This is a genomic window from Devosia sp. GW821-FHT12F11 (genome assembly GCF_058806655.1).
Map to the genome: position 1 here is coordinate 127,431 of NZ_JBXAPX010000006.1, position 14,356 is coordinate 141,786.

The following is a 14,356-nucleotide window of genomic DNA, read 5'->3' on the forward strand; positions in this document are numbered from 1 at the left end:
CAAGCAGCGGCCCGCAACACCGCCGGTTGTTGTTTGGCGACGTGTAATAAAGAAGTTCCACCGGTAACCATTTTCGCGGTTCTGCCTATAACGTGATCGGGGAAGTCGTTGCGGCGCGTTGACTTTCGACCCAGCAGACGCTTAGTGTTAAAAATGTGTTACAAAGAGGAGGAGGGTATGATGCCTCATCTTAAACTTGCGTACGGAACTCTGGCAGCGGTTTCTTTCATGGCTGCCATGTGGAGCCCGGCCGTTCTGGCCCAAAGCGCTCCGACTGACATTCCCGGCGTCATGAGTATTTGCGCACCGGTGGTGGGCGAAGAGTATGACGGCGACAAGGACCGCTGGGGCCAGTGTATTGCCGCAGTGGACGGTTTCCTCAAGGGCATCGGTGCCCCCTCGGAAGCCGCTAACGAGACGATCGCTGAACTGGTGGCAGCTCTGGTTGAGCTCTACCAGGACGAAGAAACTTGTCTGGTAGAACAGACCGAGCTTCCGATCGCGATTGAAACGGCGGCACAGCTTTCGACCGATGGGGTTCAGCAGGCCCAGATCCTCGAGATCAGTGCCACGATCAAGGATTGCCAGATTATTACGACGGCGGCGATCCCGGTGCCGGAGCTGGCCAGCGCCAACTGAGGCGCCGGCTATCTGCCTAACCCGATGGCAGGATCCAGGTCTCATCGCAGGGTGAGGCAGGGATTGGTGTGTGTAGTGCCGGCAGCGGGCCACACGCTGACGGCGCTTATGAGCGGTAGTGCCATTGCGGTGGCGTACCGTCGATTTGAAGTTCGGCCGAGCTACCGGCTGAGCGCCGCGTTCCCGAGGGCGGGAGAGGATGTAGTCGCTTGGCGGATGCAGCCGAGTGCTTTGGGCTAGGCGACGGAGCATAACTTGCGTGTTTTTCTTTCGTCCGAGATCGGGGATGTGGTCCCGATCGATCGCACGCTGACCAGGCGGGTACCGCAACACGGCCTGCCGCTGGCATTGAAGAACGGAGCCCCTGTGATCGCGGCGAGGCCGCGACGGGCGACCGTGCAGGATGTCCTCAAGCGAACCCTCGACATCGTGCTTTCGGCAGGTGCGCTGCTCGCGCTGGCGCCGACGCTGCTGATGCTGGCGATTGCCATCAAGCTTTCCAGCCCCGGGCCGATCTTTTTCCGGCAATGGCGTCACGGCCGCAACGGCGTGCCGTTCCGCATCTACAAGTTCCGCACCATGCGAACAGATGCCTGCGATCCGACTGGGGTACGGCAGGTCACGGCAGGGGATCCCGGGGTCACGCCGCTCGGGCGCTTCATGCGCTCGCGCAGCCTCGACGAGCTGCCGCAGCTGTTCAACGTGCTCCGTGGCGACATGTCGCTGGTCGGGCCGCGCCCGCATGCCATCGGCATGAAGGCAGCAGGCGTGCTGTATGAGGATCTGGTGCCGTATTACGAGCTGCGGCACGCGGTGCGGCCGGGCCTGTCGGGCTGGGCTCAGGCAAACGGCCTGCGCGGTCCGACGACGGATGCGCTATCGTCCCGCAGCCGGATCGACCACGACCTGGCCTATATCCAGAACCAGTCGCTGGGCCTCGATCTCAAGATCATCTGGATGACGATCAAGAGCGAGTTCCTGTCCGGCTCCGGCAGCTGACGGCAGCCGGCGCCGCCCTGGCGCCCCCGCGTTGCAGGCCAGTTCCCTGTCGTACCAGTGCACCGGCTTCATCGTCATTTGGCGATGGAGTGCTCTTTTCTTTTCGCTCCGATCCGCCTAGAGCATTTCCAGGTCCTTAGCCTGGTCGCACTTTCGAACCGGAAAAGTCTGCAACTTTTCCTGAAAGCGCTCTAGACGTGTCGGGCGAGTGAAGGGAAGCGTGATGCCGAAGACCGACATTGCCCGACGGGTCTACAACCATACCTGGAAGCTCGATCCGATCGTCAGGAGCCTGCTCGATACGGACTTCTACAAGCTATTGATGCTGCAGATGATCTGGGGGCTTTACCCCAAGGTCGACGCCACCTTCTCGCTGATCAACCGCAAGACCTCGGTCCGTCTCGCCGACGACATCGACGAGGGCGAACTGCGCGCGCAACTCGACCACGCTCGGACGCTCCGCTTCGGCAAGAAGGAGATGATCTGGCTGGCGGGTAACAGTTTTTACGGTTCGAAGCAGATCTTCTCGCCCGAGTTCCTGCGTTGGCTCGAGGGCTTCCGCCTGCCGGATTACCACCTCGAAAAGCGCGACGGGCAGTTTGAGCTGACCTTCCACGGCAAGTGGGTCGAGACCACGATGTGGGAGATCCCGGCGCTCGCCATCATCAACGAGCTGCGCAGTCGCGCGGCGCTGAAGGCCTATGGGCCGTTCGCGCTCGACGTGGTCTATGCCCGGGCCAAGGCCAAGATGTGGGAGAAGGTGGAGCGGCTGAAGCTGCTCCCGGAGCTCCGCATCTCGGATTTCGGTACCCGTCGCCGGCACTCGTTCCTGTGGCAGCGCTGGTGTGTCGAGGCACTGAAGGAGGGGCTGGGGCTCGAAGTCTTCACCGGCACGTCGAACGTCCTGCTGGCCATGGACAATGATCTCGAGGCGCTCGGCACCAATGCACACGAGCTGCCAATGGTGCTGGCGGCGATCGCGCCGAACGAGGAGGCGCTGAAACAGGCGCCTTACCAAGTGCTGCAGGACTGGGAGAGCTATTATGGCGGCAATCTCAAGATCGTCCTGCCCGATGCCTTCGGTACCGACGCGTTCCTCCGGCATGCGCCCGACTGGGTGGCGGACTGGACCGGCTTCCGGCCGGACAGCGCACCGGCGATCGAGGGCGGCGAGAGGATCATCAAATGGTGGAAGGAGCGCGGTCGCGACCCACGCGACAAGCTGCTGATCTTCTCCGATGGGCTCGACGTCGACATGATCGAAGAGGCTTATCACCACTTCCATGGCCGGGTGCGCATGGCCTTCGGCTGGGGCACCAACCTCACCAATGATTTCTCGGGCTGTTCGCCGTGGCCCAACCCGCAACTTGAGCCGATCTCGCTGGTGTGCAAGGTGAGCGAGGCGGATGGTCGTCCCGCGGTGAAGCTGTCGGACAATCCGGAGAAGGCTACCGGCGACGCGGCGGAGATCCGCCGCTACATCAGGATCTTCGGCGACAAGGGCCGGGTCTCCCACAAAGTCACCGTCTGACAGACGCTGTTTTTCGTCGCGGCATCGAACCGGAAGAGTCTCACAGCTTTCCCCGATCCGCTTAGTTATCTGAGGTCTTATGCGTTACTCCGCCTGCATCGAGTGGCTGTTCGCCACCGAAGAACCTGACGTTGCCAACCGGGTCCGCGCGGCCAGGGCCGCGGGGCTCGACGCCGTCGAGTTCTGGCGTTTCTCCAACAAGAATTGCGACACCATCAAGCTGGCGCTCGACGAGACGGGCCTGACGCTGGCAGGGATTCTCTGTGAGCCGATCGCGCCGCTGACCAATCCGGAATCGCACCAGTGGTTCCTCGAGGGGGTGCGCACATCGCTGGCGGCGGCGTTGCAACTGGGCGCCAGGGTGATCATCGCACAGGCCGGTGACAACCAGCCGGGGATGGCGCGCGCGGCGCAGCATGCGGCGATCGTCAAGGTCTTGAAGGAAGCCGCGAAGATCCTCGAAGGCTCGGACGTGGTGCTGGCGTTGGAGCCACTCAACGACCGGGTGGATCATCCGGGCTACTACCTCACCTCGACCGAAGAAGGGCTCGACATCGTCGATGAGGTGGGCCGCCCCGAGGTCAAGCTGCTCTATGACATCTACCACGCGGCGGTGATGGGGGAGGAAATCGAGGTGCTGGCCGGCCGGCTCGATCGCGTCGTGCATGTGCATCTCGCCGATACGCCGGGCCGCGGCGAGCCGGGCAGCGGCCGCATGGACTATGCTGAGCGGCTCGAATGGCTCAAGGCGCAGGGCTATGACGGGCTGATCGGGCTCGAGTACAAGCCGAGCGGGCCGACGCTGGAGACGCTGAAGTTCCGCGACCTGGTGTAGGGCCGCAGGTGAACGGAACGGAGACGGTGCGCTCAGCGTGAGTTAAGCTGGGGTGTGCCAGCGTCGGGGTGCTTCAGGAGCATCTCACCGTTTCGTTGAATCGGCGAAATGCTCCAGGTCTTTGACTTGGTCGCGCTTTCGAACCGGAAAAGTCTGCAACTTTTCCTGAAGCGCTTCAGGAGGAGGTCCAGATGCGCTCTCCCACTCGACTCCAGCTTATCCGCAGCCTCGCTTTTTGCGTCGGCACACTTGTCGCCGGCACGGCGCTTGCCGCTCCCAAGGACAACGCGGCAAAGTCCGATTGCCTGCAAAAGGCGCTGCTGCAGTTCAACATCGATGATGCGGGTTGTGCGATCTACCCGCTCACATCGGTGCTCTATGGCGAGTGCAAGGTTCGCGTCGTGCGGGCCTACCAGATTGCCACGGCCAACTGCGTGCTCGATACACCGTCAGCAAGCACCCGGCCGCAACTGCGCAACCCGGGCAGGTTGACCATCAAGCAGTAGCCCGTCAATCTCCGGCCTCGCCCCTCAGCCAATAGCCGGCGGCGCGGATGTAGTCGTTGTTGAAACCGCGGGCGACAAGGTGATGGCGCAGCGCCTTGGCCATCTGTGCCTCACCGGCGACGAAAGCGAAACCTTCGCCGGGTGGGAAGCCGATCTCGGCGACTGCGGGCAGAATGAGGTTGTCAGCCCCGGCTTCGCGGCCGTTGCGATGGATCCAGTGGACCTCGACCGGAGAGCTGGTCTCGAAGCGCTGTTGGTCAGCGGCCTCGGGCACTTCGATGATGGCGACAGCGGCCTTGTTGGCGGGCAGTTCCTCGATGCGGCGGCCGATGGCCGGCAGCGCGGTTTCGTCGCCGGCAATGAAGTACCAGTCGAACGCCTCGGGGACGCGGATGGTGCCGCGCGGACCGCCGATCATCAGTTGGTCGCCGGGCCTGGCGGCTGCCGCCCAACCCGAGGCCGGGCCATCGCCATGCAGCACGAAATCGAGGTCGAGGGTCAGCGCTTCGGCATCGAAGTAGCGCGGCGTGTATTCGCGCACGAACGGCTTTGCGGTGGCATCGGGCCAGACGAGGCCATCGGGATGACGCTCAGGGCGGAGCAGCGGCTTGCCGTCGGAAGGCAGGAAAACCTTGACGTGGTCGGCGTGACCTGGGGACTGAAAGCCCTCGAGTTCCGGGCCAGTCAGCCGGATGCGGCGCATGTGCGGGGTGATGTCGACGACCGAGGCGACGTCGAGGATGCGGATGCGGGTTTCGAGCCGGATGCGCTCGAGCGATCTATTTATGACTTCCATAGTCAAGATTTTAACCGAGGCCGATCCGATCGGTCAAGTGAACACCCTGTAAGCCAGGATTGTTCGATCCAAACAAACAATCCCTTGCGCAGACGGTGCGCTATTCGAGTGAATGCCGGTGCCCTATCTCTACTGCCGAAGCGACCGGCAAGGGGCCGGCACACCAGACAACGATCGGCAACAGCCGACACCGGAACGCGATCGGCAAGTGCCGACGCAGGGATCGGCAAGAGCCGACGCAAGGAGTTAGCGATGATCACTCAGATCAAGGGCCTGCACCATGTCACCTCGATGGCGCGCGATGCGGCCGAGAACAACCACTTCTTTTCCAAGACGCTCGGCCTGCGCCGGGTGAAGCAGACCGTCAACTTCGACGCGCCCGACGTCTATCACCTCTATTACGGCGACGAAGTCGGCACGCCCGGCACGGTGATGACGCATTTCCCGTTCCCGCATATCGCCCGCGGCCGGCCGGGCGTCGGCGAGGTCGGCACCACGGTGTTCTCGGTGCCGCAGGGCTCGCTGGGCTACTGGCAGGAGCGGCTCGCCGCGGATCGCGTCGGCGACCTGGAACTCTCCGAGAGCTTTGGCGAGCAGCGCCTGAGCTTCCGGGCGCCGGAAGGCGATGCGCTGGCGCTGGTCGAGAATGCTGGTGATACCAGGCTGCCGTGGACCGGCAATGGCGTCGATGCCGAGCATGCGATCCGCGGCTTCCACTCGGCCTCGATGCGGCTGCGCGATGGCGGCGCCACCGAGGAGCTCCTGAAGTTCATGGGCTACCAGAACGCCGAGAGCTCGGGCAACATTCACCGGCTGATCCGGCCGGATGGCAACCCGGCCAACACCATCGATATCGAGGTGCTGCCCGATGCCAACCGAGCCGATCTGGGCGCTGGTTCGGTGCACCACATCGCCTTCGCGGTGGAGAACCGGGCGGCGCAGCTCGAAGTGCGCAAGGCCCTGCTCGACACGGGCTATCAGGTGACGCCGGTGATCGACCGGGACTATTTCTGGGCGATCTACTTCCGTACGCCCGGTGGCGTGCTGTTCGAGATCGCGACCAACGAGCCTGGCTTCGACCGGGACGAGGACACCGCGCATCTGGGTGAGACGCTGAAGCTGCCCAAGCAGCATGAGCATCTGAGGGCTACGCTGGAGCAGACGCTGCAGCCGCTCGAGGACAAGGAGCTGGCATGATGACCGAGGCGATCGACAGCTACGTCAACGTAGACATTCCCGGCGCATCCGAGGATGCGCCGGCCTTCTACCTCTTCCACGGCACCGGCGGCGACGAGCATCAGTTCACCGACCTCGCAGCCGAGCTGAAGCCCGGCGCGCGACGCATCGGGGTGCGGGGCGACGTCTCCGAAGGCGGCGCCCTGCGCTACTTCAGGCGCGTCGGCGAGGGCCGCTACGACATGGCGGACCTGGCGCGGGCGACCAAGAAGCTCGCTGGATTCGTCAGCGCGAGCAAAGCCGGCGCGAAACAGGTGCTGGGGCTGGGTTACTCCAACGGGGCAAACATCCTTGCCTCAGTACTGTTCGAGGCGCCGGAACAGTTCGACGTGGCCGTGCTGATGCACCCGCTGATCCCGTTCACGCCGAAGCCGCAGCCGGGGCTGAAGGACAAGCGGATCATCATCACCGCCGGCCGGCGCGACCCGATCGCGCCGGTGCATTCGGCGGAGCTGCTCTCGACCTATTTCAAGGAACAGGGCGCCGAGGTGACGCTGTTCTGGCACGAGGGGGGCCACGAAATCCGCCGCGAGGAACTGCTCGCGGTGCGGGACTTTCTCGGCTGAGGAACGCCGTGGTTCATCGTGTATGTGCGCCAAGCTAGGCTCGTGCCCCACCCACCGGACGTCATCCCAGCGAAAGCTGGGATGACACCGAGTTGGGGGGACCATCGAGCGGCAAGGTCAGCGATGGGCGCTGGCGTCAGATCAACCCATGCTCTTGCATCGCCTGCTGCTCGTCGGGGGTGATGTAGGCGAAGATTTTTGGCGTATCGCCGGCGAGGTTGAGGAAGTAGCGGTTGGTGAAGCCGACGGTGCCTGCCTTGCCATCCTTGCGACGCTTGTAGTCGAACTCCCAGTCGACCGTCGCCATGGCGTTGACGTCATCCAGCTCGGTCACCTTGACACCGGTGACCCGCATGGCGGTGCCGCCCACCTCGCGGTATTTGGCAAAACCCTGGCCGATCATCTTCCTGAATTCGGCATTGTTGGCGCCGCCCATGACGCCCTGCGGGCTCGACTCGACCAGGTAGGGCGCAAAGCTTGCTGTTGTGCCATCGACATCGTCGATGGGGGGATCCTGCAGCGCGTCGTTGCTGCGCTTGGCATAGGCCTCAAAGAAGAGCGTCAGATCGGCGTTCTGTTTCAGCATTGGCCTTCTCCTTTTGCCTGACCAATGCTCCGGGGGCGGATCGGTTGCCTTAACCGACGAAGGCGACCGGTACGCCGGCCTTCACCATCTTTGCCAGTTCATCGGCGTCCCAGTTGGTCAAGCGCACGCAGCCATGCGAGGCGGTTTTGTCGATCAGCGACGGTTCCGGCGTGCCGTGGATACCGAAGGTTGGCTCGCTCAGGTCGATCCACATCGAGCCGACCGGCCCGTTCGGACCGGGCGGGATAGTGAGCACCTCGGTGTTCTTGCCCTGCTGGAAATTGACCTTGGGATTGTAGGTGTATTCCGGCATCGGGGCGACACCCTCGACGATGTGGGTGCCTGATGGAGAGGGGTTCTCCTCGGAGCCGATGGTGGCGGGGTAGGCGGCAATCAGGCGATCGTCGGCGCCGTAGGCACGGACCTGGCGCAGCGACTTGTCGGCCTCGATGCGCACCACCTCGCCTTTGAGATCGGGTCCGTAGGCGGCAACATAGATCGGCTCGCCGACAGTGTAGCCAGCACCGGGGTTAAGAGCTTTCAAGAGGTCGATATCCATATGGAAGCGCTCGGCCAGCGACTCCTCGATCGAGGCGTAGCCGAGGAACTTGCGCTTCGCCTGTTCCGCATAGTCCTTGGGGATAGGTTCGCCGATGGCGTTGAGGTCATCGGCGATGATGGCGTAGTCGCCGATCACCGGATCGCCGGTTTCAAGCGCCGCCAACACCTCGGGGTCGAGCGCCCCGTCCGGCGGCAGGCTGCGCATCAGCTCGAACGCCAGCACGGCCTTGCGAACATTGTCGCCATCGAAGCCATCGATGACACCGGGCGAGGCACCGGCGCGATCGAGCAGCACCTGCAGGCGGACCACGGCCGGATCAGGATGCCGCTCGACCGCGGCAGAGGGATCGGTCGGTTCGGCCGGAGGCGTGTAGACGGCCGGGATAGTGGAGAGGTTGGCGGCGTTCACCGTTTCGGCGGTGAGTGACGGGACCGGCATTGTCGCCGTTTGCTGCGCGTAGGCAGCGGTGGTTACGAGGGCAAAAGCCAGGATGGCGAGCACGCGGCGCATGGTTTCCAATTCCTTAGGAGAAAGGAAAGCGCGCCAGCGGGCTACAGGTTGCCTCAGCGCTCCTCTGCAAGCACCGGGATGGTTAGTATTTGGCTAAAATACCACTAGAGCAGGTAGGGCAAGCGCTCGCCGAGGCCTCACCGCGGTCAGGCCTGCAGGTCGGCCCATTCGGGGTGACGGCGGAACTGCGCCACGACGTAGGAACAGACCGGTACGATCTTGCTGCCGGTGGCGCGGGCGTCGGCGATGGCGGTTTCCACCAGCTTCAGCGCCAGGCCGAGATTGCGATGCTGCGGCGGCACGCCGGTATGGTCGGCGATGATGGTCTTGGCGTCGCGGCGCTGGTAGGTCATTTCGGCTTCGGAGCCGTCGGGGAGATAGACCACGTAACGGCCGCGGCCGTTGGCTTCTTCGTGCGCGACGGGGAGTTCGTCAGACATAACAGGCCTTTCAGTTCGGCGGCGGCTGAGCGCCGGTAATGCATGTCATATGGGGTGGCAGCGGGCAGGCGGAAGGGCGGCGGGGGCAGGTCAGATCTGCGTCATCGGCTCACCCAGTTCGGGGAACAGACGCCGCTCATTGAGGAACGGATGGACCGCCAGGGCGGCGGCCATGTCCTTGAGCGCCAAGGCGCGCTTGCCCAGTTGCAGGTACATCAGGGCGCGGCCGGAAAGGGCGCCGAAATGGCGGGGCTCGATGGCCAGCACCTTCTCGCAATCGGCGATCGAAGCCTCGAAGTCACCAAGCGTATAGTAGATCGTGGCCCGCTGGTTCCAGCCTTCGGCATAATCAGGGTAGTCGGCGACCAGCTTGTCGAGCAGGCGCAGCGCGCCGGCCGCGTCGCCCATGCCGCGGGCGGTCAACACTTCGCGCATGCGGCCGGCGAGGATCGGGTCGGACGGCGTGGTCCAGTAGGTCCAGATCTGCGCGTCGATGGCCTGCGCCGTCGCGGCATCGGGCGCCACCCGCAACTGGGCAAACAGCTTGTCGATGGCCGCACGATCTGCGGCGTCGTCGGCGAAAGCCGAGCCTGCGGCGAGCAGCAGCATGAGCCCCATGAAGAGGCGCGTCAGGATCGAAGCGAGCCGACGTGGGATGCGCAGCATCAGGCGATATTCGACCTCATGCCGGCGCGGCGCAAGTGGGAGTTAGTGCTGGCTGCGGTTAGCGCCGGCCTTGCTCCCCTCCCCCTTGAGGGGAGGGGATGGGGTGTGGGGGGCCATCGGTGGTCACCGCACCACCCCCTCCCTCAATCCCTCCCCTCAAGGGGGAGGGAGGCGACCGCCTCGGCGCGGCGGCGAGCAGGATCGACCGCCAGTAGTGCAGCAGCAGGAACAGCACGACCAGCACCAGTGCGCCGACGATGATCACCAGTTCGAGGCTGAGCCCCATGGATTTCAGCCAGGCCGACAGCAGCATGCCGGGCAGGATGTGCGCCGCGGCCCAGACGAAGGCCGAGGTGACGTTGATGACGGAGAAGTGCCGGTAGTCCATGCCGAACATGCCGGCGATGCCGGGGACGACCGCCTTCACCCCCGGGATGAACCGCCCGATGAACACCGACTTGCCGCCGTGCCGGGCAAAGAACGCTTCGCCGCGGGCGATCAGCGGCAGGTGGTTGCGGAACGGCCAAAGCGTCTTGATGCGATCCTTCAGCCAGAAACCGAGCGTGTAGGAGATCGCATCGCCGACCACGGCGCCGAGCACCGCGGCGAGATAGATCTCCCAGAACGGCAGTTTGCCCTCAGCGATCAGCCCGCCGGCCAGCAGCAGCACCGGGGTCGAGGGAATGAACAGGCCGAGGATGAACACCGCCTCGGTGGCGGCGATCAGGAAGATGAACCACAGGCTGAGCCAGAAATTGCCCGAGATGGCTTCGAGCGCCATCTCCAGCCAGGTCGTCAGCGCAGTGAACATCTCGAGCATCGGCCCTCCATAGCGGGCCGACGTGAGAAGCGTGTGACAGGGGCTTGAGAGTGTTCCTCTAGTGCCCGGCCTCGGGCTTCTGCCAGCGCGCCTGCAGCGAGCGGCCGAACTCGCCCATGAAGGGGGCGAAGGCGAGGAGGATCCGCTTCCAGAAGTGGACGACGAGGAAGGCCACGGTCAGCACGATCGCGCCGACGATGATCACCATCTCGAGGCTCAGCCCGATGGACTTGAGCCAGCCGGTGAGCAGCACACCGGGCAGGATATGCACGGCCGCCCAGACGAAGGCGGAGATGACGTTGATTACCGAGAAGTGCCGGTAGGACATGCTCATCATGCCGGCGATGCCGGGGATCACGGCTTTGACGCCGGTGATGAAGCGGCCGATGAAAATTGCCTTGCCGCCGTGACGGGCAAAGAACACCTCGCCCTGTTCGATCAGCTTCAGGTGGTTCTTGAACGGCCAGACCGTTCGGATCTTGTCCTTGAGCAGGTAACCGACCGTGTAGGAAATGGCGTCACCGATGATGGCGCCGAGCACCGCGGCAAAGAAGATCGGCCAGAAGGGCAGGCTGCCCTGGGCGATCAGGCCGCCGGTCAGCAGCAGGATGGGGAGCGACGGCACGAGCAGGCCGACGATGAACACCGCCTCGCCGATGCAGACGAGGAAGATGAACAGCAACGAAAGCCAGAAATTGTCGGAAATGCCCTGCAGGAACAGCTCGAGCCAGGTCGAGATGGAGTGAAGAAATTCGAACATAGGCTCCTGGAAGCTCCCCTGGAATAGGCGCGGAGCCCCAAGCCCCACGCGGCAGCGTGTCATGAATGGCCGGGCGCCACCAGCCGCCATGGGCACCCGCTTTGCGACTATTTGAAGAGGGGGGTATGAACTCCCCGTGAACGCGCTGTGGCCTTCAATATTGTCGCGCTTTCGAACCGGAAAAGTCTGCAACTTTTCCTGAAAACGCTCTATTGCGTCATTGCTGACCTCGGGGCCGTGGGGGCGAGCGGGCAGCAAAGACAGCAGGAATGAACGATGTCGCTGCCCATCCATCACATGATTTCCAGCGGACCGCAGCCGGTGGCGCCATTCAGCCATGCGGTCGAGGCCGACGGCTTTGTGTTCATCACCGGGCAGATGCCGACTGACCCGGCGGCGCCCGACGCGCCGCTGCCGGAGGGAATCGAGGCCCAGACGCGCCGGGTGATCGACAACCTGAAGCTGATCCTCGGCGGCATCGGACTGGGACTCGAGCACGTAACGATGGCGCGCATCTACCTCACCGAGTTCCAGCGCGACTATGCGGCGCTCAACGCGATGTGGCCGAGCTTCTTTGCGGCCGGAAAACTGCCGGCCCGCACCACCGTCGGTGTTACTGCATTGGCGGTGGGGGCACTGATCGAGATCGACCTGATCGCGCGGCGGCCTTAGAGCAGCGCCAGCCCCGCGCCGGCCGCGGCGCTCAGCAGCACCACCAGCCATGGCGGAGTTCGGATCAGCAGCAGGACCAACGCGGCGATGCCCCAGGCCAGATCGAGCGGGCCGAAAACGGCACTGGTGAACACCGGATCATAGAGCGTCGCCAGCAGCAGGCCGACCACGGCGGCGTTGGCAAGATCGAGCCCGGCGCGCAGGCGTGGGTTGGCGCGCAGCGACTGCCAATAGGGCAGGGCGCCGAACACCAGGAGGAACGAGGGCAGGTAGATGGCGCCGAGCCCGAGCAGCGCGCCGGCAATGCCGTTGGGCGGCGATTGCAGCAGTGCGCCGGCATAGGCGGCGAAGGCGAACAGCGGACCGGGGACCGCCTGCGCCGCGCCGTAGCCGGCGAGGAACAGGTTGCGGTCGATCAGCCCCGGCGTCACCAGCTCGGCCTCGAGCAGCGGCAGGACGACATGGCCGCCGCCGAACACCAGTGAGCCGGTGCGATAGAATTTCTCGGCGACCACCAGCCATGAATTGCCGGCAGCGGCAAGAATCGGCAGGGCGAGCAGCAGGCCGAAGAACAGCGCGAGGAAGATGGTGCTGGTACGATCCAAGGCGAGGCGCGGGGCAGCGGCAGGCGGCGCCAGGAGGTACCCGGCGAGAGCGGCGGCGGCAATCAGCGCCAGCTGGGTGAGGCCGGACGGGAGCAGCAGCGCGATCGCCGCGGCAGCGAGAGCGATGAGGCGGCGCTGGAGGTCCGGGGTCAGCGACTTCGACATGGCCCAGACCGCCTGGGCGACCACCGCGAGCGCCGCCAGCTTCAGCCCATGCAGGATGCCGTCGGCGAACGGTCCGGCAAGACGAGTCGCGCCATAGGCGAAGGCCAGCAGCAGCACGACCGAGGGCAGGGTGAAAGCCACCCACGCTGCGATGCCGCCCCAGTAGCCGGCGCGCAGCTTGCCGATGGCCATGCCGACCTGGCTCGAGGCCGGGCCGGGGAGGAACTGGCAGAGCGCCACGAGATCGGCATAGGCGGCGTCATCGAGCCAAGCGCGGCGCTGTACCAGCTCGGTGCGGAAGTACCCGAGGTGAGCCACGGGGCCGCCGAAGCTGGTGAGGCCGAGCAGCAGGAAGACGCGGAAGACTTCGGCGACGCTGCCTTGGCTTTGTTTTGCTGTGCTGGTTCCAACCACTCGATGTCATCCCGGCCTGCGCCGGGGTGCCCCGGTGGGTTGGGAAGCCACGTGCCCCAGACTGGCGTCACAATCAACTCGTCACCTTCGCCGTCCGTCCATAGACCAGCAGCATGACGATGATCACGAGGCCATAGATGATCTGCCGGCCCGCTTCGGGCATCTGCATGATCGACAGCACTGAGTTGAGCAGCACGATGAGGATTACCCCGACCACGGTGCCGATGAAGCGGCCGCGGCCGCCGAGGATATGGGTGCCGCCGATCACCACCGCGGCGATGGCCGGCAGCAGGTAGGCATTGCCCATGCCCTGGTAGGCCTTGGCGGAATAGCCGGCGAGCAGCACGCCGGCGAGCGCGGCACAGAGACCGGAGATGACGAAGGCGCCGACGATGACCCAGCGGGTGCGGATGCCGCTGAGATACGATGCGGCCTCGCGGTTGCCGGTGGCGTAGATGGCCTTGCCGAAGGCGGTGCGGCTCAGAATCGCGGCGATGACGATGGAGACGGCGGCCCAGACGAAGATGGCGACGGGAATGCCGAGGATCTTGTCGGCGGCGAGGTAGCGCATCAGCGGCGTCGCCGAATCCTGCGGGGCGAAGCCGCCGGTATGGGCGATCATCAGCCCGCGCATGACGGAGTCGACGCCGAGGGTGAAGATCATCGAGGGGATGCGGAGGTAAGCGACGCCAAAACCGTTGAACAGCCCGACCAGCAGGCCGATGGCAAGGCCGGTAGGGATGGCGGCGGGGCCGCCGACGGTGGTCGCCATCATGGCGGCGGCGGTCATCGTCCAGGGGACGCTGAGGTCGATGTGACCGAGCAGGATCACCATCATCATCCCGGCCGCGACGATGCCGAGGAAGGCGCCGGTCTGCAGCTGGGTGAGCAGGTAATTGGGGCTGAGCAGCGGCATCGTGCCGAGCGTTGCGACGGTATAGATCGAGCCGAGCGCCAGGATCACCAGCACGAAGCCGGCGGAGATGACGATCGGCAGATCGTCGGATTTCAGGCGGGGCAGGGTGAGGTCGTTGGCCATGGGTCCGGT

The 14,356-nt window shown here is 64.6% G+C and carries 17 protein-coding genes; 8 read left to right on the top strand and 9 right to left on the bottom strand.

Annotation, left to right across the window (positions count from 1 at the left end; all coding sequences use genetic code 11):
- Positions 1-177: 177 nt before the first annotated feature.
- From AC1ROK_RS18220 to AC1ROK_RS18240, 5 genes are all read left to right on the top strand, one after another.
- A complete protein-coding gene (locus tag AC1ROK_RS18220) occupies positions 178-639 on the top strand; it encodes a hypothetical protein (protein ID WP_492849491.1) in 462 nt (153 codons plus the stop codon).
- A gap of 255 nt (positions 640-894) precedes the next feature.
- On the top strand, positions 895-1,638 hold the full coding sequence (locus AC1ROK_RS18225) for a sugar transferase (protein ID WP_492849493.1): 744 nt from the start codon (positions 895-897) through the stop codon (positions 1,636-1,638).
- A 223-nt stretch (positions 1,639-1,861) separates the two neighbouring features.
- Positions 1,862-3,169, top strand: coding sequence for a nicotinate phosphoribosyltransferase (gene pncB, locus AC1ROK_RS18230; protein ID WP_492849495.1), 1,308 nt, complete (start codon positions 1,862-1,864; stop codon positions 3,167-3,169).
- Positions 3,170-3,248: 79 nt separating this feature from the next.
- Positions 3,249-4,004 carry a TIM barrel protein gene (locus AC1ROK_RS18235; protein ID WP_492849497.1) on the top strand — a complete coding sequence of 252 codons (756 nt, stop codon included), beginning with the start codon at positions 3,249-3,251 and terminating at the stop codon, positions 4,002-4,004.
- Positions 4,005-4,195: 191 nt separating this feature from the next.
- Positions 4,196-4,510, top strand: coding sequence for a hypothetical protein (locus tag AC1ROK_RS18240; protein WP_492849499.1), 315 nt, complete (start codon positions 4,196-4,198; stop codon positions 4,508-4,510).
- A gap of 4 nt (positions 4,511-4,514) precedes the next feature.
- Here the strand turns inward: AC1ROK_RS18240 and AC1ROK_RS18245 are convergent, their stop codons facing one another.
- A complete protein-coding gene (locus AC1ROK_RS18245) occupies positions 4,515-5,306 on the bottom strand; it encodes a siderophore-interacting protein (protein ID WP_492849501.1) in 792 nt (263 codons plus the stop codon).
- Positions 5,307-5,558: 252 nt separating this feature from the next.
- Between AC1ROK_RS18245 and AC1ROK_RS18250 the strand changes: the two genes are divergently transcribed.
- Together AC1ROK_RS18250 and AC1ROK_RS18255 are read left to right on the top strand one after the other, a co-directional pair.
- Complete coding sequence (locus tag AC1ROK_RS18250; protein WP_492849503.1) at positions 5,559-6,503, top strand: VOC family protein; 945 nt, start codon at positions 5,559-5,561, stop codon at positions 6,501-6,503.
- A complete protein-coding gene (locus tag AC1ROK_RS18255; RefSeq protein ID WP_492849505.1) occupies positions 6,500-7,108 on the top strand; it encodes an alpha/beta hydrolase in 609 nt (202 codons plus the stop codon). The genes AC1ROK_RS18250 and AC1ROK_RS18255 overlap by 4 nt, the downstream gene beginning before the upstream one ends.
- Positions 7,109-7,244: 136 nt before the next feature.
- Here AC1ROK_RS18255 and AC1ROK_RS18260 read toward each other — a convergent pair whose 3' ends face one another.
- The 6 genes from AC1ROK_RS18260 to AC1ROK_RS18285 form a co-directional block, all read right to left on the bottom strand.
- Positions 7,245-7,694, bottom strand: a complete 450-nt coding sequence (locus AC1ROK_RS18260; protein ID WP_492849507.1) for a DUF6841 family protein — start codon at positions 7,692-7,694, stop codon at positions 7,245-7,247.
- A 49-nt stretch (positions 7,695-7,743) separates the two neighbouring features.
- Complete coding sequence (locus AC1ROK_RS18265) at positions 7,744-8,766, bottom strand: L,D-transpeptidase family protein (RefSeq protein ID WP_492849509.1); 1,023 nt, start codon at positions 8,764-8,766, stop codon at positions 7,744-7,746.
- Between the two features lie 146 nt (positions 8,767-8,912).
- Positions 8,913-9,206 carry a GNAT family N-acetyltransferase gene (locus AC1ROK_RS18270; protein ID WP_492849511.1) on the bottom strand — a complete coding sequence of 98 codons (294 nt, stop codon included), beginning with the start codon at positions 9,204-9,206 and terminating at the stop codon, positions 8,913-8,915.
- 90 nt (positions 9,207-9,296) lie between these two features.
- A complete protein-coding gene (locus AC1ROK_RS18275; RefSeq protein ID WP_492849513.1) occupies positions 9,297-9,872 on the bottom strand; it encodes a tetratricopeptide repeat protein in 576 nt (191 codons plus the stop codon).
- A gap of 58 nt (positions 9,873-9,930) precedes the next feature.
- Entirely contained in the window at positions 9,931-10,692 is a 762-nt protein-coding gene (locus tag AC1ROK_RS18280) for a DedA family protein (RefSeq protein WP_492849515.1), read from the bottom strand.
- A 58-nt stretch (positions 10,693-10,750) separates the two neighbouring features.
- Complete coding sequence (locus AC1ROK_RS18285; RefSeq protein ID WP_492849517.1) at positions 10,751-11,452, bottom strand: DedA family protein; 702 nt, start codon at positions 11,450-11,452, stop codon at positions 10,751-10,753.
- Positions 11,453-11,728: 276 nt separating this feature from the next.
- Here AC1ROK_RS18285 and AC1ROK_RS18290 point away from each other — a divergent pair, with 276 nt between their 5' ends.
- Entirely contained in the window at positions 11,729-12,124 is a 396-nt protein-coding gene (locus AC1ROK_RS18290) for a RidA family protein (protein WP_492849519.1), read from the top strand.
- Here AC1ROK_RS18290 and chrA read toward each other — a convergent pair.
- Positions 12,121-13,308 (bottom strand): chromate efflux transporter, encoded by a 1,188-nt coding sequence (gene chrA, locus AC1ROK_RS18295; RefSeq protein WP_492849521.1) that lies wholly within the window; start codon positions 13,306-13,308, stop codon positions 12,121-12,123. The genes AC1ROK_RS18290 and chrA overlap by 4 nt on opposite strands.
- Before the next feature lie 73 nt (positions 13,309-13,381).
- Positions 13,382-14,347 (bottom strand): ABC transporter permease, encoded by a 966-nt coding sequence (locus AC1ROK_RS18300; RefSeq protein ID WP_492849523.1) that lies wholly within the window; start codon positions 14,345-14,347, stop codon positions 13,382-13,384.
- Between the last annotated feature and the right edge of the window lie 9 nt (positions 14,348-14,356).